The organism is Kitasatospora sp. cg17-2 (assembly GCF_054031055.1).
In genome coordinates this window covers 2087639-2113830 of sequence record NZ_CM132923.1, presented here as the reverse complement: position 1 = coordinate 2113830, position 26192 = coordinate 2087639, and the positions used below count along the sequence as shown (strand labels likewise).

General features: G+C 73.9%; 25 protein-coding genes. 8 read left to right on the top strand and 17 right to left on the bottom strand.

The features are described 5' to 3' along the window. The first annotated feature begins 17 nt into the window (after positions 1-17). Positions 18-1256, top strand: a complete 1239-nt coding sequence (locus ACW14Y_RS08195; RefSeq protein WP_456986374.1) for a threonine/serine exporter family protein — start codon at positions 18-20, stop codon at positions 1254-1256. Between the two features lie 21 nt (positions 1257-1277). Here ACW14Y_RS08195 and ACW14Y_RS08190 read toward each other — a convergent pair whose 3' ends face one another. Together ACW14Y_RS08190 and ACW14Y_RS08185 are read right to left on the bottom strand one after the other, a co-directional pair. Beyond that, a complete protein-coding gene (locus tag ACW14Y_RS08190) occupies positions 1278-1856 on the bottom strand; it encodes a GNAT family N-acetyltransferase (protein ID WP_456986373.1) in 579 nt (192 codons plus the stop codon). Positions 1857-2076: 220 nt separating this feature from the next. After that, positions 2077-3594 carry an MFS transporter gene (locus tag ACW14Y_RS08185; protein WP_456986372.1) on the bottom strand — a complete coding sequence of 506 codons (1518 nt, stop codon included), beginning with the start codon at positions 3592-3594 and terminating at the stop codon, positions 2077-2079. A 70-nt stretch (positions 3595-3664) separates the two neighbouring features. On the opposite strand from ACW14Y_RS08185, the gene ACW14Y_RS08180 reads away from it, so the two are divergent. Then, positions 3665-4465, top strand: coding sequence for a TetR/AcrR family transcriptional regulator (locus tag ACW14Y_RS08180; RefSeq protein ID WP_456986371.1), 801 nt, complete (start codon positions 3665-3667; stop codon positions 4463-4465). 118 nt (positions 4466-4583) lie between these two features. On the opposite strand, the gene ACW14Y_RS08175 is transcribed toward ACW14Y_RS08180, so the two are convergent. The 3 genes from ACW14Y_RS08175 to ACW14Y_RS08165 all read right to left on the bottom strand — a co-directional run bounded on the left by ACW14Y_RS08175 (position 4584) and on the right by ACW14Y_RS08165 (position 8507). After that, positions 4584-5282 (bottom strand): aggregation-promoting factor C-terminal-like domain-containing protein, encoded by a 699-nt coding sequence (locus ACW14Y_RS08175; RefSeq protein ID WP_456986370.1) that lies wholly within the window; start codon positions 5280-5282, stop codon positions 4584-4586. Positions 5283-5887: 605 nt separating this feature from the next. Further along, positions 5888-6838 (bottom strand): EI24 domain-containing protein, encoded by a 951-nt coding sequence (locus tag ACW14Y_RS08170; protein WP_456986369.1) that lies wholly within the window; start codon positions 6836-6838, stop codon positions 5888-5890. Positions 6839-7043: 205 nt separating this feature from the next. Then, on the bottom strand, positions 7044-8507 hold the full coding sequence (locus tag ACW14Y_RS08165) for an amino acid permease (protein ID WP_380311512.1): 1464 nt from the start codon (positions 8505-8507) through the stop codon (positions 7044-7046). Positions 8508-8774: 267 nt separating this feature from the next. On the opposite strand from ACW14Y_RS08165, the gene ACW14Y_RS08160 reads away from it, so the two are divergent. After that, positions 8775-10061, top strand: coding sequence for a metallophosphoesterase (locus tag ACW14Y_RS08160; protein WP_456988106.1), 1287 nt, complete (start codon positions 8775-8777; stop codon positions 10059-10061). Between the two features lie 51 nt (positions 10062-10112). Here ACW14Y_RS08160 and ACW14Y_RS08155 read toward each other — a convergent pair whose 3' ends face one another. Beyond that, positions 10113-10322: a hypothetical protein gene (locus tag ACW14Y_RS08155; protein WP_456986368.1), complete on the bottom strand. Its 210-nt coding sequence runs from the start codon at positions 10320-10322 to the stop codon at positions 10113-10115. 127 nt (positions 10323-10449) lie between these two features. On the opposite strand from ACW14Y_RS08155, the gene ku reads away from it, so the two are divergent. After that, a complete protein-coding gene (gene ku, locus ACW14Y_RS08150; RefSeq protein ID WP_456986367.1) occupies positions 10450-11547 on the top strand; it encodes a non-homologous end joining protein Ku in 1098 nt (365 codons plus the stop codon). A gap of 31 nt (positions 11548-11578) precedes the next feature. Further along, on the top strand, positions 11579-11857 hold the full coding sequence (locus tag ACW14Y_RS08145; protein WP_380311507.1) for a hypothetical protein: 279 nt from the start codon (positions 11579-11581) through the stop codon (positions 11855-11857). A 75-nt stretch (positions 11858-11932) separates the two neighbouring features. Here the strand turns inward: ACW14Y_RS08145 and ACW14Y_RS08140 are convergent, their stop codons facing one another. The 5 genes from ACW14Y_RS08140 to ACW14Y_RS08120 form a co-directional block, all read right to left on the bottom strand. Continuing rightward, positions 11933-13666, bottom strand: a complete 1734-nt coding sequence (locus ACW14Y_RS08140; RefSeq protein WP_456986366.1) for a DUF2079 domain-containing protein — start codon at positions 13664-13666, stop codon at positions 11933-11935. Between the two features lie 74 nt (positions 13667-13740). Then, positions 13741-15162, bottom strand: coding sequence for a DUF2079 domain-containing protein (locus tag ACW14Y_RS08135; protein WP_380312095.1), 1422 nt, complete (start codon positions 15160-15162; stop codon positions 13741-13743). A 332-nt stretch (positions 15163-15494) separates the two neighbouring features. Next, positions 15495-15953: an RICIN domain-containing protein gene (locus ACW14Y_RS08130; protein WP_380312097.1), complete on the bottom strand. Its 459-nt coding sequence runs from the start codon at positions 15951-15953 to the stop codon at positions 15495-15497. Positions 15954-16310: 357 nt separating this feature from the next. Then, positions 16311-17699: an NADP-dependent succinic semialdehyde dehydrogenase gene (locus ACW14Y_RS08125; RefSeq protein WP_456986365.1), complete on the bottom strand. Its 1389-nt coding sequence runs from the start codon at positions 17697-17699 to the stop codon at positions 16311-16313. A 141-nt stretch (positions 17700-17840) separates the two neighbouring features. Beyond that, a complete protein-coding gene (locus tag ACW14Y_RS08120) occupies positions 17841-18122 on the bottom strand; it encodes a DUF6158 family protein (RefSeq protein WP_266275958.1) in 282 nt (93 codons plus the stop codon). 153 nt (positions 18123-18275) lie between these two features. Between ACW14Y_RS08120 and ACW14Y_RS08115 the strand changes: the two genes are divergently transcribed. After that, positions 18276-19271 (top strand): adenosine deaminase, encoded by a 996-nt coding sequence (locus ACW14Y_RS08115; protein WP_456986364.1) that lies wholly within the window; start codon positions 18276-18278, stop codon positions 19269-19271. Positions 19272-19319: 48 nt separating this feature from the next. Here ACW14Y_RS08115 and ACW14Y_RS08110 read toward each other — a convergent pair whose 3' ends face one another. From ACW14Y_RS08110 to ACW14Y_RS08090, 5 genes are all read right to left on the bottom strand, one after another. Beyond that, positions 19320-19781, bottom strand: coding sequence for a hypothetical protein (locus ACW14Y_RS08110; protein WP_380392276.1), 462 nt, complete (start codon positions 19779-19781; stop codon positions 19320-19322). 352 nt (positions 19782-20133) lie between these two features. Beyond that, positions 20134-20763 (bottom strand): vitamin K epoxide reductase family protein, encoded by a 630-nt coding sequence (locus ACW14Y_RS08105; protein ID WP_456986363.1) that lies wholly within the window; start codon positions 20761-20763, stop codon positions 20134-20136. Further along, a complete protein-coding gene (locus ACW14Y_RS08100) occupies positions 20760-21587 on the bottom strand; it encodes a DsbA family protein (protein WP_456986362.1) in 828 nt (275 codons plus the stop codon). Before ACW14Y_RS08100 ends, ACW14Y_RS08105 begins: the two co-directional genes overlap by 4 nt. Positions 21588-21681: 94 nt before the next feature. Continuing rightward, positions 21682-22347: a hypothetical protein gene (locus ACW14Y_RS08095; RefSeq protein WP_456986361.1), complete on the bottom strand. Its 666-nt coding sequence runs from the start codon at positions 22345-22347 to the stop codon at positions 21682-21684. An 87-nt stretch (positions 22348-22434) separates the two neighbouring features. Further along, entirely contained in the window at positions 22435-22932 is a 498-nt protein-coding gene (locus ACW14Y_RS08090) for an SRPBCC family protein (RefSeq protein WP_380310172.1), read from the bottom strand. A 125-nt stretch (positions 22933-23057) separates the two neighbouring features. On the opposite strand from ACW14Y_RS08090, the gene ACW14Y_RS08085 reads away from it, so the two are divergent. Then, a complete protein-coding gene (locus tag ACW14Y_RS08085) occupies positions 23058-24017 on the top strand; it encodes an Fpg/Nei family DNA glycosylase (protein WP_456986360.1) in 960 nt (319 codons plus the stop codon). 98 nt (positions 24018-24115) lie between these two features. Here ACW14Y_RS08085 and ACW14Y_RS08080 read toward each other — a convergent pair whose 3' ends face one another. After that, entirely contained in the window at positions 24116-24970 is an 855-nt protein-coding gene (locus ACW14Y_RS08080) for an SAM-dependent methyltransferase (RefSeq protein WP_380310175.1), read from the bottom strand. A 185-nt stretch (positions 24971-25155) separates the two neighbouring features. On the opposite strand from ACW14Y_RS08080, the gene ACW14Y_RS08075 reads away from it, so the two are divergent. Further along, the gene (locus ACW14Y_RS08075; RefSeq protein ID WP_456986359.1) at positions 25156-26097 is read left to right on the top strand and encodes a polysaccharide deacetylase family protein; all 942 of its coding nucleotides are present in this window, start codon (positions 25156-25158) and stop codon (positions 26095-26097) included. The last annotated feature ends 95 nt before the right edge of the window (positions 26098-26192 follow it).

Genomic DNA, 26192 nt, shown 5'->3' with positions numbered 1-26192 from the left:
CGCGGACGGAGGCGGGCATGGAGCAGCGGACCCGGCCGCCCCGGTGGGGCGAGCTCACCGCCTTCCTGACCCGGCTGACCTCCGTCCTGCTGCGCAACAGCGGCGAGGGCGTCCAGCAGCTGGAACCGGAGGTGGAGGGCGCGGCGCGGGCCCTCGGCGGTGCGGCCCGCCTGCTGGTCGTCCCGGACGGCGCGGTGCTGACCGTCACCGCCGAGGGCACGACCGGCACGGTGACGGTCCGGGCGTTCCCCGAGGTGTTCCGGCTCGACCAGCTCGCCGCCGTGAAGCCGCTGCTCGCCGAGGTCCGGGCCGGCCGGGTCGACCTGCCCGCCGCGGCCGCCCGGCTCGCCGCCATCGACACCGCCCCGCCGCCGTACCCCTGGTGGGTGAAGGTGATCGGGATCGTGATGTTCGCCGTCGGCTTCGCCCCGCTGATGCAGCCGACCTGGTGGGAGGTCGGCTCCACCGTCGTCCTCGGCCTGGCGACCGCGGCGCTCGCGGTCGGGGCGGCCCGCTGGCCCCGGCTGGGCGCGGTGCTGCCGTTCGTGGCGGCCGTCGTGGTGTCGGTGATCGCGCTGCTGGTGTTCGCCCGGACCCCGGAGCACGGCGGGCCGGTGCTGATCATGCTGCCCGCGCTGTTCTTCTTCGTCCCCGGCGACTATCTGAGCGCCGCCGCCGCCGAACTCGCCGCCGGGCACATCACCCCGGGCGCGGTGCGGCTGGTCTACGCCGGGTTCCTGCTGCTCCAGCTGTACGTCGGGGTGCTGGTCGGACTCGCCGTCACCGGGCGGGACCGGCACGCGCTGTTCGACGTGGCCGCCGCGCAGGACCTGCCGCGCTGGGCGCTGTTCACGGCCTGGATCGTCTTCACGGCGGGCACGGTGCTGGCCTTCGCGATCCCGCTGCGGTTCGGGCCGTCGTTGCTGCTGCTGGTCTATCTGACGGTGGCGGTGCAGACGCTGTTCACGTGGCTGGCGGGCGAGGTCGCCGGGACCTTCGTCGCCGCGGCCGCGCTCAGCGCCGCCGCGACCAGGGTCGGCCTCCGGCCGTCCGCGCCGCCGCGGCTGATCCTGCTGCTGCCCGGCTTCTTCACCCTGACCGTCGGCTCGCTCGGCATGCGCGGGCTGACCGACCTGGCCGGCGGTCATGCCATCGCCGGTTTCCGCGATCTGACGCAGCTGGTGACGCTGGTGACGACGATCGCGGTGGGCCTGCTGGCGGGCGAGGTGCTGGCGGCCGCCCGGCGCCGGGACTGAGCCGGGGGGAGGAACAGGCCGTCAGACGGAGCAGCCGGCCGCGGGGACGGGGCGCTGCGCCGGGGCGCCCCGCTCCGCCGGGACGGCGGCCAGCTCGCGCAGGTACCAGTCGAGCCGGTTGCCGGTCGGTTCCATGACCCGTTCGGAGTAGCGGAACCCGGCCCGCCGGGCGACCGCCGCCGAGGCGGTGTTCTCCGGGTCGACCCGGATCACGCCCTCGCTCGCGCCCTCCTGCGCCGCGTACCGGCACACCAGGTGCACGGCCCGGGTCGCCAGACCCCGTCCGCGCCAGGCGGGGTAGAGGCCGTAGGCGATGTTGACCTGCCCCGGGCCGAGGCGCGGCATCGCGAACCGCAGGTCGATCGTGCCGGCCAGCACCGGCTCCGGTCCGGTCCGGATGCCGAACACCCGGGCCGGCCCCCGGTACGACCAGTGCGCGGTGCACCGCCGCACGTACTCCTCGGTGCCCGCCCGGGTGCTCGGCCCGCCGTTCAGCCAGCGCACCAGCTGCTCGTCCTCGCCCGCCAGGTGCGCGTCGATGTCCGCCACCCGGAACGGGGTGAGCACGACGACCCCGTCCGAGAGCCTCACCTGATCCATGCGCCCACTCTGGCCCGGCGTGGGTTCGCCGGGCCACTGGGATTTCGGCCAGCCCGTATTCGAACGGACAGTCAACGAAGCACCGCGAATCGTTCTCGAACGAGCCCCGGGCGATCCCCGAACGAGCGGTCGACGAGTGTCGGGCGAGTCATGAACGAGCCTCGGGCCGCCCCCGGACGGCGCGGGGGCGGCCCGGAGGCGCCGCGTCCGGCGGGTGCGCTCAGCGGCCGGTCCGCGTCGTCGTGCCGCGCAGCAGGACCGCCACCGCGACGGCGGCGAGGGCGACGACGCCCGCGGCGGTCAGGACGGTCAGGTGCATCGCGTGGACGAAGGCGTCGCGGGCCCGGTCGGCGACCGGCGGCCCGAACCGGGAGGCGGCGGCGAGCGAGGAGCGGGCGGCGTCGGCGAGCTGCGGCGGCAGTCCGGCGACGTCCACCCGGGCGCGGTAGCCGGCCGTCAGGACGCTGCCGAGCACGGCGATCCCGAGGGCGCCGCCCAGCTCCCGGGCCAGGTCGTTCATCGCCGAGCCGACGTTCTGCAGGGCGGTCGGCAGCGCCTCGGTGATGGCGGTGGTGGCGGGCGTCATGGCGAGCCCGGAGCCCAGGCCGAGCGGGAACAGGACGGCCGCCACCAGCCACCCGGAGCTGTCGGCGTCCAGCAGCCCGAGCGAGGCCAGCGCGCCCGCGACCAGCAGCAGGCCCGCGACCCAGGGGCCGCGCGGGCCGAACCGGTCGGTCAGCCGGGGGCTGAGCCGGGCGCCGGGCGCCATCCCGAGCACCATCGGCAGCAGTGCGACGGCCGCCGCCAGGGCGCTGCGCTCCCGGACCAGCTGGAGGTACTGCATGATCACGAAGAGGTAGCCGAAGAAGGCGAAGAACTGGCAGGTGATCGACAGCGTCCCGGCCGCGAACCGGCGCTCGCGGAACAGCCGGGGGTCCAGCAGCGGGTGCCGCCGCCGCAGCTCCCAGCGGACGAAGCCGGCCAGCAGCGCCAGCCCGGCGAGCCCGCCGCCGAGGGTCCACGGGTCGGCCCAGCCCCGGACCGGCGCCTCGATCACCGCGTAGACCAGGGAACCGAGACCGGCCACGGCGAGCAGGGCGCCGACGACGTCCAGCCGGGGCGCGTCCGGTTCGGCGGACTCCGGGACGAACAGCAGGGTGCCGGCCAGGGCCAGGACCGCGAGCACCACGTTCAGGACGAAGATCGACGGCCAGGACCACAGCTCCAGCAGGAGGCCGGTGGCGAACAGGCCGAGCACCGCCGCCGCACCCGCGACCGCCGCCCAGGCGGCGACGCCCCGGGCCCGCCGCTCCGGCGGGAAGGTGCTGGTGATCGTCGACAGGGTGGCCGGCATGACCAGCGCCGCGCCGACGCCCAGCAGGGCGCGCAGCGCGATCAGGGCACCGGGGTCGGTGGTCAGCGCGGCGAGTCCGGAGCCGGCGCCGAACAGCGCCAGACCCACCAGCAGGGCCCGCCGCCGCCCGAACCGGTCCCCGATGGCGCCGGCCGGCAGCAGCAGGGCGGCGAACACCAGGCTGTAGGCGTCGATGATCCAGGACAGCTGGGTCTGGCTGCCGCCGGTGGCGCGGGCGATGTCCGGCAGGGCCACGTTGAGCGAGGCCATCGCGGCGACCACGGTGGCCAGCGCGAGACAGGTGACGAGGAGGACGGCGCGGTGACGGCGGTCCGGGGCGGCGGGTGCGGCCGCCCGGTCCGGACGTGCGGCGGTGGCGGGCATGACGGGGCTTCCTCACGCTGGTCGGTCGGTGCCCGACCAGCGTGGGCGCGCTGCGGCTAGCATTTCAACCATGATGAATTCTTCCGGGGCGGCGGCCGGAGAGGCAGCGGCCGGAGAGGCGGCGGGCGGGCCGACGGGTGGGGAAACGGGTGCGGAGACGACCGCCGGGGCTGCGGCGCCCGGGGCTACGACCTCCGGGGCCGCGACGGCCGGGGAGCCGGCGCCCCGCCGGGGCCGGCGCAGCGGGAACTCCGGGGCGAAGGAGCAGATCCTCGCCGTCGCCCGCCGCCGCTTCCTGACCGAGGGGTACCACGCGGTGACGCTCCGATCGGTGGCCGCCGAGGCGGGCGTCGACCTCGCCCTGGTCAGCTACTACTTCGGCAGCAAGAAGGGCCTGTTCGGGGCGGCCCTCGCCCTGACCGGGAACCCGGCGGTACTGCTGGCCGGGGCACTGGACGGCGAGCTGGAGACCTTCCCCGAGCGGGCCCTGCGGCTGCTGATCGGAGTCTGGGACGCCCCCGACAGCGCGGGCCCGCTGCGCGCCATGATCGGCGGCTCGGCGCTGGACCCGGCGGTCGCGCAGCTGGTGGGCGAGGTGGTGCAGCGGGAGATGGTGGACCTGGTCGCGGCCCGGCTCGGCGGTGCGGACGCCCGTCGGCGCGCCTGCCTGTTCGGCACCCAGCTGGCCGGGCTGATCATGGCCCGCTACGTCCTGCGGCTCCAACCGCTCGCCGCGCTGCCGGCCGATGAAATCGCGCGCTCCTATCTGCCGCTGCTGCGCCAGGCGCTGTGGGGGCGTCCGGGCGGTCCGGGTGCTCCCGGCGGCCCGGGTGGTCCCGGCGGGCGGCGGGCGGTCGCGACCCGGGCCTGAGCCGAGCCCCCGAAGGCGACCGGTCCCGGACGCGACCGCCCCCGAACGCGGCCGAGCCCGCAGGCGGGGGCCTGCGGGCTCGGTGCGGTGCCGGGGGCGGCGGGGTGCCGGGGTCGGCTCAGTACCAGTGGTGGGACTGCCAGAACGCCCAGGCGCCGCACGGGCTGCCGTAGCGGGAGTTCATGTAGTCCAGGCCCCACTTGATCTGGGTGGCCGGGTTGGTGCGCCAGTCGGAGCCGGCCGAGGCCATCTTGGAGCCGGGCAGGGACTGGACCAGGCCGTAGGCGCCGGAGGAGGCGTTGGTGGCGGTGACGTTCCAGCTGCTCTCGCGGGACACGATGTTGCTGAAGCACTGGAGCTGGCCGGCCGGGACGATCTGGGCGGCGATCTCGCGCGGGCTGCCCGAGTAGGACGGCTTGCTGTTCAGCGCCGAGCGCTCCTGCGAGCGGGAGGCGGCGGCGTCCGACTTCGCCTTGGCGTCGGCTGCCTTCGCCGCGGCCTGGGCGTCGGCCTGAGCCTTGGCGTCGGCCTGCGCCTGGGCGGCAGCGGCGGTAGCAGCGGCGGCGTCCGCCTCGGCCTGCGCGGCGGCGGCCTGGGCGTCGGCCTGGGCCTTGGCGTCCGCCTCGGCCTGCGCCTGCGCGGCGGCCTGCGCGTCCGCCGAGATCCCGCCGGTGGTGGCGGCCACCGCGGCGACGGGCGCCTCGGCGACGGCGGTCCCGCTCTCCGGGATGGCGAGGGCGGCGGTGGCCGCGCTCGCCACCACGAGGGTGGCGACACCGGTGATCAGCGAGTTGCGGCGGGCATGGCTGAGCTGCATGGAGCGGACAATCCTTTTCCGTCGGGGTGCCGTCAGGGCCGGGTGGCCGTCGAGGCGTGCCGGCCCCGGGCGGGGCGGCGGCGCGGGCGCCGGGCATCACACGGGGCCCCGCTCGGGGGAGCGGCCCGCGGGTGGCGTACGGGACGGCCGTGGTGTGCGTGCCCGCCCCGGCGAACTGCGGGGCGGTGGGAGCTGCGCGGCGGGGGGGACCGGCCGCGCTGCCTGGCGACGGACCATTCTTGGCAGAGCCCGGCACGGGCGGCAAAGGCGCGGGCTACTACGGTCGGTAGTGGTTCGAGGGCCCGGAAACGGCGAAGCGCCCGAGCGATGGCGGGCGCTTCGATGGGATATGTCCGTTTTGGCGAATCGATGGGGCGGGCCCCGGGATCGTCGACGAACGATCGGCCCGAACCGGCCGACCGCCTGCGTTCTTCGGGTCCGTGACGACCGGTCCACCGTCCCGGCCGGGTGTCGGACCGTCGGGCCCCGGCCCGGGGCGGGGCACCGTCGCGCGGCCCACCACTATCGGGGGTAGTTGATCGCCGGAGCCCTGTGGGGGGCCTCACACGAGCGGGCGGCGAACCGCACGCGGTGTGACGGTCCGGTCACGCGCTCCGGTACGGATTAGGCTCCGCAGGCTGCGGTGCGGCGGCGTAGGTGTCCTGCGCGTACGGGTTGTCCGGGTAGGGGGCCCCGGCGTACGGGTTGGCCGCCGCCGGGCGCTGCGCCCGGTACTCCGGCACGTCCGGCACCTCCGGGACGGCCGCCGGGTCCGGGGACTCCCCTTCCTCCGGCTCCTCGTCCGTCCCGGGCTCCTCCTCGACCGGCACCAGGTCGCGGGCCAGCAGGGTCGCCCCGGCGACGGCGCCCGGCATGGCGACCACCGTCACCAGTGGGACCAGGAACCCCAGCACCAGTGGCACGCCGAAGCCGAAGGCCAGCCCGAGCCGCCCGCGCAGCAGCCGCAGCCGTTCCCGCTGCGGCACCCCGCGCCGCTGCAGGGCGACGGAGGTCAGCTCCAGGGTGAGGAAGAAACCGGAGACCAGGAAGCCCAGCACCGGGACGACGGTCTGCCCGACCACCGGGACGAACCCGGCCGCGAACAGCAGCACCCCGAAGCCGCCCGCCCGCACCAGGACGAAGAGGCTGTCGCGGGCCGCCACCACCAGCTCGCGCCAGAGCGGCACGTCCGGCGGGGTCGGCGCGCCGCCCTCGGTCTCGTCGACCTTCTCGCAGAGCTCCTCGTAGAACGGCTGGCCGACCAGCAGGGTGACCGCCGTGAAGGTGAGCACGGAGAGCAGCAGCCCGCCGACGAACACCAGCGCGGCGAGCGTGGTGCGCAGCAGGTCCTGCCAGAACGAGGTCCAGTGGTCGGCGAAGGGGGTGGCCCAGGCGGCGATGTCCCCGGCCCAGCCGCCGAGGAGGAACAGCGCCACCACGTAACCGGCCAGGGTGATCAGGGCCGGGATCATCCCGAACGCCCACCAGCGGCCGTGCCGCGCCACCCACTTCTGGCCCTTGGCCAGATACCCAATCCCCGCTGCAAGATCTCGCATGAGGGGAAGGGTAGGTGCTGACGGGTCGCCGGGTCATGTCCGTCCGGTCACGGAACGGAACCGGAGGTTCCCGGCTCCGGGCGGGACGACGTGCGGCGGAGACGGGCGGGAGGACGGGCGGGAGGACGGGTGGAACGGCACCGGGCCCGGGAGCCTCCGCAACGGCTCCCGGGCCCGGTGCCCGCGGACGGTACTGCGCCCCGGCTCAGGATGCCGGTGCCTCCACCGCGGCCCGCCGCCGACGGCCCACCACGGCCGACGCCGCCAGCACGACAACTGCGGCGACCAGCGACAGGTACATCTGCTTCCGACCGTCGGCGTCGGTGAACATGTACGCCATCACGAACCCGATCATGCCGATCGCGGCCCAGGTGAGGTACGGGTACAGCCACATCCGGACGGTCAGCCGCTCCGGCATCTCGCGCTCGATGATCCGGCGCATCCGGAGCTGGGAGAAGCAGATCACGAGCCACACGAAGAGCGCCACCGCGCCGGAGGAGTTCAGCAGGAAGGAGAAGACCGTGTCGGGGGAGGTGTAGTTGAAGAAGACGGCCACGAAACCGAACACCACCGAGGACAGGATCGCCACCTGCGGCACACCGCGCCGGTTCACCGTCGCGAAGGACTTGGGCGCGTCGCCGCGCTGTCCGAGCGAGAAGGCCATCCGGGAGGCGGTGTACATGCCCGAGTTGAGGCAGGACAGCACGGCGGTCAGCACGATCACGTCCATCACCCGCCCGGCGCCCGGGATGCCCACGTGCTCCAGCACCGCGACGTACGGGCTGCCCTTGACGGCGGCGGAGTCCCACGGCAGCAGGGTCACCACGAGCAGGATCGAGCCGAGGTAGAAGATCCCGATCCGCCAGATCACGCTGTTGGTGGCCTTGCTGACCGCCTTCTCCGGGTCCTCGGACTCGCCGGCGGCCAGGGTGACGATCTCGCTGCCCATGAAGGCGAAGACGACGGTGAGCATGCCGGTGAACACCGCGCCCACCCCGTGCGGCAGGAAACCGCCGTGGCCGGTCAGGTTGCTGGTGCCGACCGCGTGGGTGCCGGGCAGCAGGCCGAACACGGCCAGCGTGGCGACGACCAGGAAGGCGGCGATGGCCACCACCTTGATGCCGGCGAACCAGAACTCGAACTCGCCGTAGGAGGCGACCGAGCCCAGGTTGGTCGCGGTCAGCACGGCCATCACGATCAGGGCGAACGCCCACTGCGGGACGCCCGGCATCCAGTTGTTGAGGATCTTCGCGCCGGCGGTGGCCTCGACGGCCAGCACCACCACCCAGAAGAACCAGTACAGCCAGCCGATGCTGAAGCCGGCCCAGCGGCCCAGCGCCCGGTCCGCGTACGCGGAGAAGGAGCCGCTCTGCGGGTCGGCCGCGGCCATCTCGCCGAGCATCCGCATCACCAGGACGACCAGCACACCGGCCAGCGCGTAGGAGAGCAGGATGCCGGGGCCGGTGGACGCGATGCCCGCGCCCGAGCCGACGAACAGGCCGGCGCCGATCACACCGCCGATGGCGATCATCGACAGGTGGCGGTTCTTGAGCCCGGCCTTGAGGTGGCCGTCGCCGCCGTGGCCGTGCCCGCCGTGCCCGGCGGGGTGCTGCTGGGCGGAGTCGCGGGGCGGAGGGGATCCGGCCCGGGTTGTGGTGTCCGCACTCATCGTGAGGGTGCCCTGTGCCTTTCCGGCGCGGCCCGACCCTCGGCTCGATCACCGAAGGGTGGGGGACGGATCCGCGCATTGCGGTGCAACCTAACCTCTACCTCCGGGTATCGGAACAAGGTACCGGGAACTGTTCGCTCAGCGGACGTAAAAGCCCAGGTCAGGGCGGGTGAAGTGGTGGTCCGGAAAGCTCAGATCTGACGCATCGCCAGCAACTCGGGGCCCTCCCGGGGGGTTTGTCGGGAGGCCGTACATACTGGCGGCGTGATGATCGTCCTCGTGGTGCTCGGCGTCCTCCTCGTGCTCGCCCTGCTGACCCTCGTCCACTGGTACCTCTGGCGCCGACTGGTGCGCGACGTCTCGGCGCCCGGAGGCCTCTGGCGCCGGACCGGCACGGTGCTCGCCGTCGTCCTGCCGCTGCTCTCGGTGGGGGCACTGGTCGGCGGGCGGGCGTTCCCGATAGCGGTCGAACGCTGGTTCGCCTGGCCCGGCTACCTCTGGCTCGCGGTGCTGCTGTACCTGCTGCTCGCGCTCGGTGTCGGGGAACTGGTCCGGCCGCTGCTGCTCCGACTGCCGCCCCGGGCGGCGCGGGCGGGATCGGCGGACGCGCCCGCGGCGGATGTGCCGACCGCGGAGGACCCCGTGCCGGACGAGCCCCGGGTGAACGAGGTCGCCGCCCACGCCGCGCCCGCCGCCCCCGCCGCGCCCGTCACTCCCGCCGCGCCCTCGCCGGAACGGCGGCTGTTCGTCGCCCGCGCGGTCGCGATCGGGGCCTCCGGCGCGGCGGCGGCCGTGGTCGGCACCGGCATGTACGGGGTGCTGCGCGGGCCGAGGCTCAAGCAGGTGACCGTCCCGCTCGCCAAGCTCCCGGCCGGTGCCGACGGCTACCGGATCGCGGTGGTCAGCGACATCCACCTCGGCCCGATCCTCGGCCGCGCCCACACCCAGCGGATCGTGGACACCATCAACGCCGCGAAGCCCGACCTGATCACGATCGTGGGCGACCTGGTCGACGGCACGGTCCCCGAGCTCGGGCGGGACGCCGAACCGCTGGCGCAGCTGCGGGCCCGCGACGGGGCCTACTTCGTCACCGGCAACCACGAGTACTTCTCCGGCGCGGCGCCCTGGGTGGACTTCGTCCGCGAGCTGGGCGTCCACCCGCTGCAGAACGCCCGGGTCGAGCTGGGCGGCTTCGACCTGGCCGGGGTCAACGACATCGCCGGGGAGCGCGAGGGCGACGGCCCCGACTTCGGCCGGGCGCTCGGGGACCGCGACCCGGCTCGTACCGCCGTCCTGCTCTCGCACCAGCCGGTCACCATCCACGACGCGGTCCGGCACGGGGTCGACCTCCAGCTGTCCGGGCACACCCACGGCGGGCAGCTCTGGCCGGGCAACTTCGTGGCGGAGCTGGCCAACCCGACCGTCGCCGGACTGGAGCGGTACGGCGACACCCAGCTCTACGTCACCCGCGGCGCCGGCGCCTGGGGCCCGCCGGTGCGGGTCGGCGCGCCGTCGGACATCACGATCGTCACGCTCGCCTCGCTCCGGGCCTGAACGGCGGCACCGGCGGTCGGGCGGCCCGGGGGTCCGGCGCGGCGGGCGGGTTCAGGTCTCGGTGACGTCGAGCAGGACGACCCGGCGGCCGTCCGGGTGGCGGTGGAGCCGGGCGTCCAGCAGGGCCGGGATGTCGCTCTCCCGGGAGTGGCCGGGGACGAGGGTGACCTCCGCCTGCCGGACGCCCGGGTGGCCGGCCAGGGTGTAGCGGACGCGGTACGTCGTGGTGTCCGGCGGCGGGGGCGGTCCGGGGTCGCGCACGGTGCGTTCACCTCCGTTCGCCGTCCATTGTCCGCCGGTCGGCGGCAGGTGGCCGATCGGGACGAACCCGGGCAGAGTGGAATTCTCCGGGGCCGGCTCCGGGCAGGCTCCGGGAAGGAGCGACCCCATGCAGACCACCTGGAAGGGGACGATCAGCTTCGGCCTGGTCTCCATCCCCGTCCACCTGTACTCCGCCACCAAGGAGCACGACGTCCCCCTGCACCAGGTGCACGCCAAGGACGGCGGCCGGGTGCGGATGAAGCGGTACTGCGAGGAGGAGGAGAAGGAGGTCCCGTACGCGGAGATCGCCAAGGGCTACGAGTCCCCGGACGGCCGGACGGTCACGCTCACCGACGAGGACCTCGCCGACCTCCCGCTGCCCAGCAAGAAGATCATCGACGTGCTGGCCTTCGTCGACGAGGGCGAGATCGACCCGCTGATGTTCTCCAAGGCCTACTACGTCGGCGTCGCCGACAAGGCCGCCTCGAAGCCCTACGCGCTGCTGCGCGACGCGCTGGTGGAGTCCGGGCAGATCGCCGTCACCAAGATCGCGCTGCGCAGCCGGGAGTCGCCGGCCGTGCTCCGGGTGCACGACGGCACGCTGGTGCTCCAGACCTGCATCTGGCCCGACGAGGTCCGTCCGGCGGCCGGGATCGCGCCCGAGGAGGACGTGACCGTGCGGCCGCAGGAGCTGCGGATGGCGCGTTCGCTGATGGAGACCCTCTCCGAGGACTTCGACCTGGAGCAGCTCCACGACGACTACCAGCAGGCGCTGCAGCAGGTGATCGAGGCGCGGTTGCAGGGCGTCGAGGTCCCGCACGAGGAGGAGGCGGGGGAGGCGCCGGACAACGTGATCGACCTGATGGAGGCGCTGCGCAGCAGTCTGCGGCGGGCCAAGGACGCCCGTCCGGAGCGGTCCCGGGCCGAGGAGACGGAGGCCGACGAGGCGGAGGCGGGGGAGCCGGCCGAGGAGCGGCCGCCGCCGCGCAAGCGTGCCGCCGCGAAGAAGACGACGGCCACGAAGACGACGGCCACGAAACCGTCGGCCGCCACCAGCAAGAAGTCCACGGCCGCCAAGAAGTCCGCCACGGCGCCGAAGTCCGCGACCGAGAAGAAGAGCACGGCCGCGACGAAGCGGACGGCGGCAACGAAGAGCACGACCGCGAAGAAGAGCACGACCACCACCACGACCCGGAAGCCCGCCACTCCCCGGAAGGCCTCGTGACCTCCCCCCTCACCCCCGGAGGCGATTCCCGATGGACCTGATCACGTACAAGGCGCAGGACACCGGCCCCGAAGCGCCCGCCCACCCGAGCCCGGCGCACCGGGCCTGGCACTGGCTGTGCAGTCTCACCCCGACGGCCGTGGTCTTCCTGGTCGGCCTGTCGATCGGCCTGGGCGCCATCGGCACCCAGGCCTCGCTGACCTGGCTGATCATTTTCAGCATCGTCTGGGGCGTGACCGTGCTGGCGCTGGTCGGCGTCATCGCCCGGTGGGCCACGCCCGGCCGGGGCCGCCACCGGATGGCCACCTGACCGTCCCGCGACGACCGTCCCGCGAGGGGTTCCGGTCCCCGAGCCGCGGCCCGGGGACCGGAACCCCTCGCGGGCTCAGCCCTTGAAGAGGTTGTGGCCGACGTCGGAGGGCACGAGCTCCTTGACCGGCGTGCTGCTGTCGTCGGGCACCCGCGCGCCGGGCACCGGTTCGTCGCTCTCGCGGTGCAGCAGCACCACCCCGTTCTCGCCCCAGACCTGCCGGTAGCCGTGGGCCAGCAGCAGCTCGATCCGGTCGGCCTGCTCGGCCGAGGTCTGGAACGGGAAGGTCCGGGTGTCGGAGCGGATCAGCACGTAGTCGCGTCCGCGCGGCACGCCGTCGACCAGGACCACGTCGGTGCGGCCGACCAGTCGCGGCACCACCTGGTTGTCGGCCTCGACCAGGGCGCCGTCCGGGATCTGCGCGGCGCCCCGGACCAGGGCCGCGTTGCTCGCCGAGGGGCGCCAGAAGGCCGGGGTGAGCAGGCTGACCCCGCCCAGCGCCAGGCTGCTGACCAGGGAGATCGCGACCACCGCGATGCCCAGGCCGAGGCCGGTGCGCCGGTGGAGCCCGCCCCGGGCGTGCAGGCGGCCGAGCGCCTCCAGGGTCGCGGTGAGCAGCACCGGCCACAGGAAGGCGTCGTAGTGGTGGGCGATCGACCAGTGGTTGGGGTTGTCCGACAGGACGCGTTCGGCGAGCAGCGGCAGCAGGCAGAGCGTGGTGGCGGAGCGCAGCGGCAGCAGCAGCAGGGTGCCGAACAGCCAGAGCACCAGCAGCGGCTTGACGGTGGCGTTGGTGGCGACCTGGACGAGCAGCAGGGGGTCGCCGAGCACATTGCCGAACGCCGTCCCGGCGTCCGGGCCGAGCGGGCCGTACACCCAGTAGTAGTCGGGCTGGCCGCCCATGGCGGGGATGAGCACGACGATGGCGAGCGCGGAGGCCAGCGGGCCGCCGATCAGCAGGCCCGCGCCGTAGGCGAGGGTGCGGCGGTCCCCGGCCCGTTCGCCCTGCCGGTCGCCGCGCGGGCGGCCGCGCCAGAGCAGGACCAGGCCGTACGTGCCGACCAGCAGCCCGAGGTCCTCCTTGGTGAGGCAGAGCAGGGCGGCGGCGAGGGCGGCGGTGCCGTAGCGGCGGGCCAGGCCGCGTTCGAGCATCAGCAGGGTGAGCGGGACGGCGAAGGCGACCTCGTGGAAGCCGCCGCGGCCGGCGGCGAGCAGGGGCCAGCCGAGGCCGTAGACGAGGCCGGCCAGGTCGGCGGCCAGACGTGCGGTCCGCAGTCCCGCGGGGTCGGTCCCGGCCGGGTCACCGGCCTTCGGGTCCCCGTCGCCGGCCCCGGTGCCGTCGGCCGCGGCGCCGGCGGTCGGCGGGGTGAAGCAGCGCACCGCGATCCGGCGGACCAGCGGGACGCCGGCGGCGAGCAGCAGTGCCTGGCCGAGGATCAGGGTGCGGGGGTCCTCCCAGATCCAGTAGAGCGGGGCGAGCGCGGCCAGGATCGGCGAGAAGTGGTCGCCCAGCAGGGAGAAGGCGGGCGGGAACTCGTGGTGGTAGCTCTTGACCGGCGAGATCGGCAGCTCTAAGTGCGCGTAGCCGGCCACACCCTGGTGGAAGATGCCGAGGTCGAAGCCGCCCAGCAGGACCGCCGACCACTGCTGGAGCCCGCAGGCCGCGACGACGGCGAAGCAGAGCAGCGTCAGCGCGGCGGTCCGGCGGCCGGAGAGCGCGGCGGCGCCGGGTGCGGGCGGGCGCGTGGTGCGCGGCAGCAGCGGACGGTTCGGGCGGGTGGACGGGCTGAGCCCGGTTTCGACTGGCACGGGATCCCTGGGGTGGTCGGAGACGGGGGCGAGGGTCGCTGTTCGGGCGGGCCGCGGTGCGGCGGGGCGCCGGATCAGCCGCTCCCGGGGCTGGGGGGCGCCGGTGCGTCGGCCGCCGCCGGGGCGACGGCGCCGGGTGCCCGCCGCAGCAGGGTGATGCCGTGGTCGCTGCGTACCACCTGGTAGCCGCTGCTCTTCACGGTGGCGAGCTCCTGCCGCTCGCGGTCCGGCGCCATCGGCCAGCCCATCGGCTGCCCCTCGTCGACCACGATCCATTCGGCCGTCGACCAGTTCTGCGGCCAGCCGAACACGATGACCTCGCAGCGGTTGGTGAGCTGCGGCACCAGCCGGTTCGACGCGGCGACCCGGGCGTCGTCGGGGACGGTGGCGAGCACCGAGCGGGCGGCCTCGACCCGGGCCGGGGTCCGCCAGAGTTCGGTGGAGAAGAGCTGCCCGAACGCGAAGCCCGGCAGCAGGGCCAGGGTGACCGTCAGACTGACCGGCAGGGCCGCGCGGGCGATCCAGCGGGGCAGCAGCCCCTGCCAGGTGCGGGCCTTGACCAGCACGTCCACGAAGGCGGCGAAGACGATCGGCATCAGTACGGCGCTGTAGTGGTAACTGGTGCCCCAGTAGGCCGGGTTGTTGGACAGCAGCCGCCAGCCGAGGGTGGGCAGGGCGACGATCATCAGCGGGGAGCGGGCGGCCAGCAGCACGGTCGGTGCCAGCAGCAGCAGGACGGTGGTGACCTTCTCGCCCGGGGTGATCAGGTCGAGCGGCAGGGTGAGCAGGTTCCGCCCGCCGGAGCCGCCGCTCAGGTTGTCCCAGTACGCGAAGCTGCCGCCCGGGCTCATCGCCGGGAGCAGCACCAGGAGTTCCAGCAGCGAGGAGCCGACGCCGAAGAGGATGCCGGCCACGCCGACGCGCCGGTCGCCGCGCCACAGGATGTAGGCGCCGACGGCGGCCACGGTGATGCCGAGGTCCTCCTTGACCAGGACCAGCGGCGCGGCCCAGGCGAGGGCGGCGATCCAGCGCCGTTCGCCGAGTGCGACGACGGAGAAGGCGATCAGCGGGACGGCGAAGGTGATCTCGTGGAAGTCGAAGCCGAGGGCGGAGGCGAGCCCCCAGGAGAACCCGTAGCCGAGGCCGGTGACTCCGGCGGCGAGCGGTCCGAGCTCGCGCAGCGCCCAGCGGGTGATCGGGACGGCGGCGACGGCGACCAGGGCCGACTGGGCCAGCAGCAGGACCTTCGCGGAGGGCCAGAGCCAGTAGAACGGGGCGAGGGCGGCGAGGGCGGGCGAGAAGTGGTCGCCCAGCAGGTTGAAGCCGGGGCCCTTGAGCTCGACGATCGGGCCTCGGCCCTCGGCGTAGCCGCGCACACCCTGCTCGAAGATCCCGAGGTCGTATCCGCTGGTGAGCAGGAGTTCATGACGGCGAATGGTGAAGAACGAATAGACCAGGAACAGGGTGAGGGCGACCGCCCAGGGGATGAATCGCACCCGCCGATCGGCGGGGGACGTTACGCTCGACGGTTCGTCACCCTCCGTCCTGCGTTGAAGTGCTGATGTGAGTGTACTAATTGTCACTGAACATCCCCGTCGTTCCGGGTGCGAGTGGTCTGCGGCCGATCTGTGGCCGATTCTTGTTCGACGCCTCGGGGTGGCGGGCGGGTTCAGCCACGGGCGAACGCCGCCGGGCGTGTCGGCCCCCGGGCGGGCACCGTAGCATGGAGAAGCCCTCCCCGGCGATTGAGGCGCCGGGGAGGGCACTCATATCCTGCCTGATCGTCAGATCATCATGCTGTACTGATGATCGTGGATCTGACTGGTATTCACTTCCACTGCTGGTACGAGCCGCCGTTGCCGCTCAGGGCGTAGACGTCGCCGTTCCCGTTGCTGTCCAGGTAGAGGCCGGTCGCGAGGTTCCGGTAGGTGTGCCCGTAGGGGCCGTTGCCCCGGACCCACTTCTGGTAGCTGCCGCCGTTGCAGTTCAGCGTGTAGACGTTGCCGTTGCCGTTGGAGTCGAGGCAGAAACCGGTGGCCTTGTTGCGCAGGGTGAAGGTGGAGCCGCCCAGGTCGCTGGAGTACCAGCGCTGGTAGGAGCCGCCGTTGCCGGGGAGGGTGTACACGTTGCCGTTGCCGTTGCTGTCCAGGTAGCGGCTGGTGGCGACGTTCTGGAGGGTGATCTCGCTGGTGGCGGCGCTCGCCTGGCCGGCGGCCAGAACGGTCGCGCCGCCGGCCAGGACGGCGGTCGAGGCGACGAGGGCGACGGTGCGCTGGAGGAGATTCATCGCATTTCCTTCCCGTGGTGACCGGCCCTCCGGCCGGTCGTTACGGAACTTATCCGGGAATGCGCCGGTGACGGTACGACGACCGGTTCGGCCCGACCTTCTTCGGCCACGGTGAGTTATATCGTCAAAATGCTCTGAATATTAGAGCAATAATTCACGCCTGTTTGTCAACGAAGGGGTTTCTGTGGAGGGTCCGTCCGGGCCGTGTGAAGGCCGGCGGGTTCCCTTTCGGGCGACGGGCCCGGGGCAAGCAGGCAAAACGGGCAATCGACCGTGCCCGAACTTGGCCGGATCCGGCCGGGGCGCACGGCCCCGGCCGGGGGCGCGGAGGCGCACAGGTCGCGCGGGGGAGCGGACTCAGGCGATCCACACCGTGGTGACGTTGCAGAACTCCTTGATGCCGTGGCCCGACAGCTCGCGGCCGAAACCGGAACGCTTGACGCCGCCGAACGGCAGCGCCGGGTGGGAGGCGGTCATGCCGTTGAAGAACACCCCGCCCGCCTGGATGTCCCGGACGAACCGCTCCTGCTCCGCCGGGTCCTCGGTCCAGACGTTGGAGCTGAGCCCGAACGGGGTGTCGTTGGCCAGCGCCACCGCCTCGTCCAGGTCGGCCACTCGGTAGACCGTGGCCACCGGGCCGAAGGTCTCCTCCTGGTGGATCCGCATCCGCGGCGTGATGCCGGTCAGCACCGTCGGCTCGTAGAACCAGCCCGCGTCCAGGCTCTCTGGCCGCCGCCCGCCGCACTCCACCCGGGCCCCGTGCGCCCGGGCGTCCTCGACCAGCTCGGCGATCTCGTCCCGGCCCTGCCGGCTGGCCAATGGGCCGACCTGGGTCGCCTCGTCCATCGGGTCGCCGACCCGCAGCGCCGCCATGGCGGCGGTGAACGCGGCGGTGAACCGGTCGTAGACGTCGGTGTGCACGATGAACCGCTTGGCGGCGATGCAGGACTGCCCGTTGTTCTGCGCCCGCGCGGTGACGGCGGTGGCTGCGGCGGCGTCCGGGTCCGCGCTCGGCATCACCACGAACGGGTCGCTGCCGCCCAGCTCCAGCACCGCCTTCTTCACCTCGTCGGCCGCCGCGGCCGCGACCGCCCGCCCGGCCGGCTCGCTGCCGGTCAGCGTCACCGCGGCCACCCGGGGATCGCGGACCACCGCCTCCACCGCCGCCGAGCCGATCAGCAGCGTCTGGAAGCAGCCCTCCGGGAAGCCGGCCCGCCGGAACAGCTCCTCCAGCGCCACCGCCGTGCGCGGCACGTTGGACGCGTGCTTGAGCAGCCCGACGTTGCCCGCCATCAGCGCGGGCGCGGCGAACCGCACCACCTGCCAGAACGGGAAGTTCCACGGCATCACCGCCAGGACCGCGCCCAGCGGCCGGTAGCGCACATAGGCGCGGGCCGCCCCGGCGTCGGCCACGTCGGCCGGCTCCGGGTGCTCGTCGGCGAGCAGCGCCTCGGCGTTCTCGGCGTACCAGCGCATCGCCTTGGCGCACTTGGCGGCCTCGGCGCGGGCGGCGGCGATCGGCTTGCCCATCTCCTCGGTCATGGTCCGGGCGAGGGTCTCGCGGTCCTCGTCGAGCAGCTCGGCGGCGCGGCGCAGCAGCCCGGCGCGCTGGGCGAAGGAGGTGGTGCGGTAGGTGCGGAAGGCCTCCTCGGCGCGGGCCAGCCGTTGTTCCAGGCCGGCCGCGTCCAGCGGCTCGAAGGTCTCCAGGGTCTCGCCGGTCGCCGGGTTCACGCTTGCGATGGGCATCGGGGCCCCTCCCAGGGGTGCGCGGGGGTGGAGGTGTCGGTCCTCCCACCCTGGCCCACCGCCCGCGCCCCGGGTACCACCCCCGCCCGGCGTGTCCCGGCGGACGGCCCCGGCGCGGGCGGTCGGCCCGGCGGCCCCGGCCTACTCCGGCAGCGCCTCCGCCCGGGCCGCCGCGTCGCGGGCCCGGGCGCCGGCCCTGGTCCGCCCGGCGGTGATCAGGCGGTTGGGGAAGCGGTGCAGGTACTCGGCCTCCAGCTGGCCGGTGCGCAGGGTGTGCCGCTTCAGGGCGTCCTCCGACCCGTACAGGAAGGTCTCGTGCCTGGTCCGGTGCAGCTGCTCCAGCTCGTGCAGCAGCGTGTCGTTGCCCAGGGCGTGCGGGGAGATGCCCTCGGGCCTGGCGTGCGCGGTGTCGGGGTGCGCCATGTCCACTCCTCCTCGGACGGGAAACCCCCCGAGTACCCGTTGCCCCGTCGGCCCCACCGGTACACCTGTTCGATGGTGGTGGGGTCGTGCCAGGTCTGCGGAAACGTAGGATGAAACCTTCGTATCCGCACCGAAACCACCGGACAGGCGTCGATGGCAATTCCCAAGGCCGAACTCCACCTGCACATCGAAGGCACTCTGGAGCCCGAGCTGGCGTTCGCGCTCGCCCGGCGCAACGGCGTGGAGCTGCCGTTCGCGGACGCCGAGGAGCTGCGGCGGGCGTACGCGTTCGGCGACCTGCAGTCCTTCCTCGACCTGTACTACGCGCTGATGTCGGTGCTGCGGACCGAGGAGGACTTCGAGGAGCTGGCCGAGGCGTACCTGGCGCGGGCGGCGGCGCAGGGGGTGCGGCACGCGGAGATCTTCTTCGACCCGCAGGCGCACACCGCGCGCGGGGTTCCGCTGCCGGTCGTCGTGGACGGGCTCGGGCGGGCGCTGGACCGGGCCGAGCAGCGGCACGGCATCAGCACCCGGCTGATCATGTGCTTCCTGCGGGACGAGTCGGCCGAGTCGGCTCTGGAGACCTTCGAGGCCGCCCGACCGTGGTTCGGCGGGCGGATCACCGGCGTCGGCCTGGACTCCGCCGAGGTCGGCCACCCGCCGGCCAAGTTCCGCGAGGTCTACCGGAGGGCCGCCGAGGCCGGGCTGCACCGGGTCGCGCACGCCGGGGAGGAGGGCCCCGCCTCGTACATCACCGAGGCGCTGGACGTGCTCGGGGTGGAGCGGATCGACCACGGGCTGCGCTGCCTGGAGGACCCGGCCCTGGTCGAGCGGCTGGTCCGGGAGCGGATCCCGCTCACCCTCTGCCCGCTCTCCAACGTGCGGCTGCGCTGCGTCGACACGCTGGCCGACCACCCGCTGCCCGCGATCCTCGCGGCCGGCCTGCTGGCCACCGTCAACTCCGACGACCCGGCCTACTTCGGCGGCTACGTCGGCGACAACTTCGACGCCCTCGCCGAGGCGCTCGGCCTGGACCAGGACACCCTGCGCCTGCTCGCCGCCAACTCCTTCCGGGCGTCCTTCCTGCCCGAGGAGCGCCGCGCTGCCCTGCTGGCCGAGGTCGATGCCTACGAGTTCGGCACCGCCTGAGACGGCCGCGGGAGCGAGCGCCCGGCGGCCGCCGGGCGCTCGCGTGGATCAGTGCGCGTTGGTGTACATGTACGCGCCGGTGTCGTAGTTGTAGGCGGCGAGCTTGATCAGGACGCCGCGGTCGGACCTGGACCTGGTCTCGATGTAGCAGTAGCCCTGCGTCAGGTAGAGGTCCGCGGGGATGCCCTCCCACGTCCAGCCACCGCTGCCGTTGGACGTCAGGATCCAGACGTTCTGACCGCAGTTGCCCCAGAAGTCGATGTAGGCGACGTCGTGCCCACCGGTGTCCGCGCCGTTGTGGATCGACAGCGTGGCGTGCGTGCCGGTGGCGTCCACCTGGTCGCACCAGTAGTAGCGGCTGTCGGAGCACGGGACGCGGACGCCGGGGGACGCCGCCGTCGCGGTGGGCGCGGCGGCGACGGGCCTGGCGGCGGCGGGTGTTGCGGCGACGACGGGCAGGGCCAGCAGGCCCAGGGCCGCCACGGCGGGACGGAGCTTCTTGCCGGTCATGGGCGATCCTCTTCTCTCGCACGAGCGCCTTCCTCAGGGCGGAGGGCGCTCACGGGTGGTGCCGGAGAAGCGGCGGCTCGCGCGGCCGCCACCGGATCGCCGGTGGCGGCAGGGGGCAGCGACGCGTCGGTGCCGGACGGCCGGCGCCTCGGGGCGCCGCCGGCTCCGTGGGGGGCGAGGATGCCGAGCCGTGGGGTCGTGCGGTCTTCCGTCCCGAGCGTAGGGCGCCCGGACCGACGCGGGCTTGTAGGAATCCGCAGGTCCGCTCCGGGTGGCCGGCGACGGCCCGGAGCGGACAAGCCGACGGCCCCCACCCGGGGAACCGCGGGTGGGGGCCGTCGGGGAGGCCCGGTCAGAGCAGGGTCGACCAGTAGTACCAGAAGCGGTTCAGGATCAGCAGGGCGATCACCGCGTACCAGAGGGCCGGGACGACCCAGTGGTAGCGGGCGGCCTCGCGGACGGCCGGGCGCAGGGAGCGGGGGACGGGGACGACGCCGGTGCGCAGGTTGTGCAGGGTGGTGTACCAGAACAGCGGGATCATCGCCGTCCACACCACCATGCAGAACGGGCAGAGCGCGCCGATCCGGTACAGCGCCTGGTACATCAGCCAGGTCACGAAGCCGATCCCGAAAACGGTGCCGGCCTGGAGGCCCAGCCAGAACCAGCGCCGGTAGGTGGCGCCGGCCAGCAGTCCGGCGCCGATCGTGATCACCACGGCGAAGCCGACCAGGCCGAGCAGCGAGTTGGGGAAGCCGAAGGCCTCGGCCTGGTCGCTGCGCATGATCGAGCCGCAGCTGATGATCGGATTGATGTTGCAGTTCGGGACGTAGGACGGGTCCTTCAGCAGCCGGATCTTGTCCAGGGTGAGGACCGCCGAGGCGAACAGCCCGAGCGCGCCGCCGATCACCAGCAGCAGGGCGAACGGGCGGCTCGCGCCGTACCCGGGGCGGGTGCCGACGGGAGCGGGGGCGGGGGCCGTCATCCGGTCACCTGCTTGACCATCGTGGTGAACTGCTCGGGCGAGACGGCCTTGCCGCCGGAGAACACGTCGAGCTTCTTGCCGTCCAGGCGGACGGTCGGGGTACCGGTGACGCCGCTCTTGTCGAAGGCCTTGTTCACCTGGCCGGCCCAGGGCAGGTAGGTGCCCTCGCGGACCGCCTTGACGAAGCCGTCGGTCTTCAGGCCCGGCACCTTGTCGGCCAGGTCGAGCAGGTGGTTGACGTCGGCGAAGGCGTCGTCGCGCTCGTCCGGCTGGTTGGCGTAGAGCACGTCGTGGAACTGCTTGAACTTGTCCACGCCCTCGTTCAGCGCCGCGCCGGCGGCGGCCAGCGCGGTGCGCGAGCCCTTGCCGCCGAGGCCCTGGTCGAGGAAGGTCGCCAGGTGGTACTCGATCTTGTAGCTGCCCGCGTCGGCGAGCTGCTGGACGGTCGGGCCGGTGGTGGTCTCCAGCTGCTCGCAGAACGGGCAGCGGAAGTCCTCGTAGACCTCCAGCGTGTGCGGGGCGTCCGCCTTGCCGTAGGTGACCACGGTGCCGTCCGCGCCGCTCGCGTTCGCCGGCACGACCAGCGGGCCCGAGATGTCGGCGGAACCGGAGCCGCCGCCGGAGCCGGTCGAGCCGCCGACGGCGAAGGCGACGCCCGCGGCGAGGGCCAGCAGGACGGCGGAGGCGGTGCCGACCACCGCCCGGCGGCGGATCCGGGCCGAGCGCTCGGCCTGCTCGCGCTCCCGGCGCATCTGCTCGGTGGCGGCCCGGCGGGCGGCCTTCCGGTCGCCGGGCGTGGTGCTCTTCTTGGGGGAGGTGCTCATGGTGGAGGTCGTCCTGGTGCTCGTGGCGGGGCGTGCGGGCGCGTCGGGCGCACGGCCGGCCGGGACCGGGGGACCGGGAGGGTCCGCGGGTCGCCTAGCGGGCGGGCGCCGGCAGCCGCGCGGGCGGGCCGCGCCGGACGGCGGGCCGGAGCCGGACGGACTCGGCGGGGACCAGCACCCGGCTGGCCCGGGGGAACGGCACCCGCGCCACCGGACGGGCCGGCAGCGGTGCGGTGAGCAGCGTCAGCCAGTGGCCGGCCGCGGCGGGGAAGCGCCGGGCGAAGTCGCCCAGGATCCGCGCCGTGCGGGCCAGCCCGGACAGCGCGGCGTCGGCGCTGCGCAGCCAGTAGGCGGCGGCCAGCGCCAGCGCGGTGTGCAGGAGCAGCAGCAGGGCGAGCCCGACCGGCCGGGAGAGGCCGTGGCCGAGCAGGAGGCCGCCGAGCGAGCCGCCGCCGCACAGCAGCGGTTCGAGGCCCCGGGCGGTGCCGGGCGGCAGCGAGGGGCAGGTCGACTGGGCGAGGTCGAACAGGGCGCTCAGGCCCAGTTCCAGCGGCAGGAAGACCGCCGCGACGACCCGGTAGCCGCGCTCGCGGCCGGACAGTGCGAAGGCCACCGCGAAGACGGCGGCCCCGGCCACCGCCAGCGTGCCCAGCGGCAGCGGGCGGTCGGTGACCAGCACCTGGCCGAGCCCGGCGAGCAGCACGAGCAGCGCGGCGAAGACCGCCGCGCGCAGCGTCCTGGTGTCCCGGGCACAGTTCATGAGTCCCGAGTGTGCCACAGGTTGAAAGTCGGACGACTGGCTGCGGGGTCCGCTGTGAAGATCCTCACCACCGGTCCTGAGCTGCGCTTATATGCCGTTTACGGTGACCGTGCCGGGGGCCTCGACGACCGGCTCGGGCGGTTCCGCGGCGGCCGCGACCCGGGCCTCGACCAGCTCCCGGAACGCCTCCAGGTCGGTCCGGACGGTCCGCTCGATCGCCCCGGCCAGCGCGAAGCCGCCGGGCCCGCCGAACGCCTCCCGGAGCGCCCCCGGGTCGTACTCGACCCGGACCTGCACCCGGGTGTGCGCCGCGTCGAGCGGGCGCAGCGCGAAGGCGCCGTGCAGCTCCGGACCGTCCAGGGTGCGCCAGGCCATCACCCGGCCGCGGCCCCGGTCGGTGATCTCGGTCTCGACGTCCCGTTCGGCGCCGGCGATCTCCACCCCGAGATGGGCCAGGTTGCGGCCGTGCGGCTGGGCGGTGCGGACGCCGTCGACGAAGCGCGGGTACTCGTGGACGCGGTGCAGCTGCTCCCAGGCCGCCAGGACGGGGGCGTCGATGTCGATCTGCTCCTCCAGCGTGCTCATGGCCGGCCGGACCTCCTCGGGTTGGCGCGCGGGCCGCCCCTCCAGACTGCGCCGCGGGGCCGCCCCGGGCAAAGCAGCGGGCGGCGGAGGAGGCGAACGGCGGGCGGCCGGGCGAGACTGGGCACATGCCGGAGCTGCCCGAGGTCGAGGCCCTGACCGCCTTCCTGTCCGAACGGCTGACCGGGCGGGTGGTCGCCGAGGTGCGGCCGGTGGCGATCAGCGCGCTCAAGACCTACGACCCGCCGGTGACGGCGCTGGCCGGTCGGACGGTCGGCCCGGTGGTCCGGCACGGGAAGTTCCTGGACATCGGGTTCGTGGCCACCGGGGCGGCGGACACCGGGGCGGCGGACACCGGGGCGGCGGACACCGGGTCGGCGGCCACCGGGGCGGCGGACACCGGGTCGGACGGGCTGCACCTGGTGGTCCACCTGGCCAGGGCGGGCTGGCTGCGCTGGCGGGAGCAGCTGCCGACGGAGCCGCCGAAGCCGGGCGGGCGCAACCCGCTGGCGCTGCGGGTGCGGCTGGAGGGCCCGGACGGGGACGGCTTCGACCTCACCGAGGCGGGCACCAAGAAGGGGCTCGCGGTGTACGTGGTGCGGGAGGCCGAGGAGGTCCCGGGGGTGGCCAGGCTGGGCCCGGACCCGTTCGACCCGGACTTCGACCTGGCGCGCTTCCGGGCGCTGCTGGCCGGTGAGCGCCGCCGGATCAAGGGAGTGCTGCGGGACCAGACGGTGCTGGCCGGGGTGGGCAACGCCTACTCGGACGAGGTGCTGCACGTGGCGCGGATGTCCCCGTACAAGCTGGCGGCCGATCTGTCGGAGGAGGAGTCGGCGCGGCTGTTCGAGGCGCTCGGCTCGACCCTGCGGGAGGCGGTGGAGCGTTCGCGCGGACTGGCGGCGGGGGAGCTGAAGGCGGAGAAGAAGCTGGGCCTGCGGGTGCACGGGCGGACCGGGCAGCCCTGTCCGGTGTGCGGGGACACCGTGCGGGAGGTGTCGTTCGCGGACTCCTCGCTGCAGTACTGCCCGACCTGCCAGACCGGGGGGAAGCCGCTCGCGGACCGGCGGCTCTCCCGGCTGCTGAAGTAGCGCGGCCGCCGGAGCGGTGCGGCGGCCGGAGCGGCGCACGCCGACGGCCGGCCCCGTTCCGTGTCGGGAGGCGGGGCCGGCGGGACGCCGAGGACGGGCTACGGCTTGCGGGCGAGGCCGCCCCAGTAGTACGCCGCGTACGGGTCGGCCGGCTGCTCGCCGTCCGGGTTCCAGGCCATCACCGGGGCGACGCCGGGCTCGATCAGCTCCCAGCCGTCGAAGAACCGGGTGACCTCCTCCTTGCTGCGCGGCACCAGGGTCATCCCGGCGGCGCGGGCGGAGGCGGTCACCTGGGCGACGGCGGCCTCGTTGAAGTCCTGGGTGGGGTGGGTGAGCGCCAGGTAGCTGCCGGAGGGGAGGGCGTCGCGCAGCGCGGCGACCTTGCCCCACGGGTCGTCCTCGTCGGCGATCAGCATCAGCACGGCGATCATCAGCATGCCGACCGGCTGGTCGAGGTCCAGCGTCGTGTTGAGGGCCGGGTCGGCCAGCAGCTCGGCGGGCTTGCCCAGGTCGGCGTGGATGTAGGTGGTGCGGCTGGCCGGGGTGGAGACCATCAGCGCGCGGGCGTGGGCCAGCACGATCGGGTCGTTGTCCACGTAGACGACCCGGGTGCCGGTGCTGACCGACTCGGCGATCTCGTGGGTGTTCGGCGAGGTGGGGATGCCGGTGCCGAGGTCGAGGAACTGGCGGATGCCGTAGCGCTCGGCGAGGTGGCGCACGGCGCGCTTCTGGAAGCCCCGGTTCTCCTTGGCCTGCGCCTTCATGGTGGGCACGGCCTGCTCGATGGCCTGGCCCATCGCGCGGTCGGGCGGGAAGTTGGTCTTCCCGCCCAGCCAGTAGTCGTAGACGCGGGCGGAGTGCGGGGTGCTGGTGTCGACCCCGTACTTCTCCCACTGGCTGAGTTCGGCGGCATCGTTCTCGGACCGGTCGGCGAAGTCCTGACTCGTCGTCATGGCCACGTCCTTTTAAGACAGATCATCACACTGGGAGAGGTCAGATTAGCGGGCCCGGCGGGGATCCGGTCACGGGGTGGGCGAACAGCCGGTGCACAGGGCCCGCCTTGGGCCGTTGGGGTGGTGATCGGACCCGTCGGGGCGGCCGCTGGGAGACGGGCCGATGAACGGGGGACAGATTGTTCATGCTGTCTGATCGTCAGATTACTTCGCGAAGGTTGCTGCTGGTCGCGGCGGGGATGTCGCTGCTCGGGGTCGCCGGGTGCGGCCGGGCCGAGGAGGTGGCGAGGGCCGCCGCCGCGGCCCGTTCGGCGGGTCCGGACCCGCTCCCGGGGGAGCCGTCCGCCGACGGGCCGCCCACGACTCCGGCCGCCGAGCCGTCCGCCCAGTCGACCGTCGGGCCGTCCGCGGCCCCGTCCGCCGCCCCCGCCGCGCCGTCCGCCGCCGCGCCCGCCTCCGCCCCCTCGCCCACCGCCGCCGCACCGTCCGCGCCCCCGGCCGGGGCGGCGCCCGCGCGGGCGCTGACGGAGGCCGAGAGCCGCCCGGTGTACGAGCTCGACGCCGACCGGCGGGTGGTGGCGCTCACCATCGACGACGGCCCCGACCCCCGGCACACCCCGACCGTGCTGGCCCTGCTGGAGCAGCACGGCATCCGGGCCACCTTCTTCCTGATCGGCGAGAACGCCGTCGAGCACCCCGACCTGGTCCGGGAGATCGCCGCCCGGGGCCACCACATCGCCAACCACACCTGGACCCACCCCGACCTGCGCCACCTCTCCGAGGCCAAGGTCCGCGAGGAGCTGGAGCGCACCTCCGAGCTGCTGCACCGGACCACCGGCAAGGCGCCGACCTGGTTCCGGGCGCCCGGTGGCGACTGGTCCCCGGCCTCGCTGAAGGTCAGCGCGGAGCTCGGTATGCGCCCGATGGCCTGGTCGGTCGACCCCCGGGACTGGGCCCGCCCGGGGACGGTCGTGATCACCGACCGGATCCTCAAGGACGTCCGGCCCGGCGCGATCGTGCTCAACCACGACGGCGGCGGGGACCGTTCGCAGACGGTGGCGGCGCTGAAGGCGTACCTGCCGGTGCTGATCGACTCCGGCTACCACTTCACCGCCCCGCCCGGCTGATGTCCTGAGCACAGGGGGCCGGAGTCGAAAAGGTCGCGCAAATAGCGGATAAACCACCCGAAAGGATGGATTAGCAGAATCGTTTCCCCAATTTT

What these genes read in the sequence shown, in the direction of transcription:
- ACW14Y_RS08195 (WP_456986374.1), top strand. Translation starts at nt 18, where the DNA reads ATGGAGCAGCGGACCCGGCCGCCCCGGTGGGGCGAGCTCACCGCCTTC.
- ACW14Y_RS08190 (WP_456986373.1), bottom strand. Translation starts at nt 1,856, where the DNA reads ATGGATCAGGTGAGGCTCTCGGACGGGGTCGTCGTGCTCACCCCGTTC.
- ACW14Y_RS08185 (WP_456986372.1), bottom strand. Translation starts at nt 3,594, where the DNA reads ATGCCCGCCACCGCCGCACGTCCGGACCGGGCGGCCGCACCCGCCGCC.
- ACW14Y_RS08180 (WP_456986371.1), top strand. Translation starts at nt 3,665, where the DNA reads ATGATGAATTCTTCCGGGGCGGCGGCCGGAGAGGCAGCGGCCGGAGAG.
- ACW14Y_RS08175 (WP_456986370.1), bottom strand. Translation starts at nt 5,282, where the DNA reads ATGCAGCTCAGCCATGCCCGCCGCAACTCGCTGATCACCGGTGTCGCC.
- ACW14Y_RS08170 (WP_456986369.1), bottom strand. Translation starts at nt 6,838, where the DNA reads ATGCGAGATCTTGCAGCGGGGATTGGGTATCTGGCCAAGGGCCAGAAG.
- ACW14Y_RS08165 (WP_380311512.1), bottom strand. Translation starts at nt 8,507, where the DNA reads ATGAGTGCGGACACCACAACCCGGGCCGGATCCCCTCCGCCCCGCGAC.
- ACW14Y_RS08160 (WP_456988106.1), top strand. Translation starts at nt 8,775, where the DNA reads ATGATCGTCCTCGTGGTGCTCGGCGTCCTCCTCGTGCTCGCCCTGCTG.
- ku (WP_456986367.1), top strand. Translation starts at nt 10,450, where the DNA reads ATGCAGACCACCTGGAAGGGGACGATCAGCTTCGGCCTGGTCTCCATC.
- ACW14Y_RS08145 (WP_380311507.1), top strand. Translation starts at nt 11,579, where the DNA reads ATGGACCTGATCACGTACAAGGCGCAGGACACCGGCCCCGAAGCGCCC.
- ACW14Y_RS08130 (WP_380312097.1), bottom strand. Translation starts at nt 15,953, where the DNA reads ATGAATCTCCTCCAGCGCACCGTCGCCCTCGTCGCCTCGACCGCCGTC.
- ACW14Y_RS08125 (WP_456986365.1), bottom strand. Translation starts at nt 17,699, where the DNA reads ATGCCCATCGCAAGCGTGAACCCGGCGACCGGCGAGACCCTGGAGACC.
- ACW14Y_RS08120 (WP_266275958.1), bottom strand. Translation starts at nt 18,122, where the DNA reads ATGGCGCACCCCGACACCGCGCACGCCAGGCCCGAGGGCATCTCCCCG.
- ACW14Y_RS08115 (WP_456986364.1), top strand. Translation starts at nt 18,276, where the DNA reads ATGGCAATTCCCAAGGCCGAACTCCACCTGCACATCGAAGGCACTCTG.
- ACW14Y_RS08110 (WP_380392276.1), bottom strand. Translation starts at nt 19,781, where the DNA reads ATGACCGGCAAGAAGCTCCGTCCCGCCGTGGCGGCCCTGGGCCTGCTG.
- ACW14Y_RS08105 (WP_456986363.1), bottom strand. Translation starts at nt 20,763, where the DNA reads ATGACGGCCCCCGCCCCCGCTCCCGTCGGCACCCGCCCCGGGTACGGC.
- ACW14Y_RS08100 (WP_456986362.1), bottom strand. Translation starts at nt 21,587, where the DNA reads ATGAGCACCTCCCCCAAGAAGAGCACCACGCCCGGCGACCGGAAGGCC.
- ACW14Y_RS08095 (WP_456986361.1), bottom strand. Translation starts at nt 22,347, where the DNA reads ATGAACTGTGCCCGGGACACCAGGACGCTGCGCGCGGCGGTCTTCGCC.
- ACW14Y_RS08090 (WP_380310172.1), bottom strand. Translation starts at nt 22,932, where the DNA reads ATGAGCACGCTGGAGGAGCAGATCGACATCGACGCCCCCGTCCTGGCG.
- ACW14Y_RS08085 (WP_456986360.1), top strand. Translation starts at nt 23,058, where the DNA reads ATGCCGGAGCTGCCCGAGGTCGAGGCCCTGACCGCCTTCCTGTCCGAA.
- ACW14Y_RS08080 (WP_380310175.1), bottom strand. Translation starts at nt 24,970, where the DNA reads ATGACGACGAGTCAGGACTTCGCCGACCGGTCCGAGAACGATGCCGCC.
- ACW14Y_RS08075 (WP_456986359.1), top strand. Translation starts at nt 25,156, where the DNA reads ATGCTGTCTGATCGTCAGATTACTTCGCGAAGGTTGCTGCTGGTCGCG.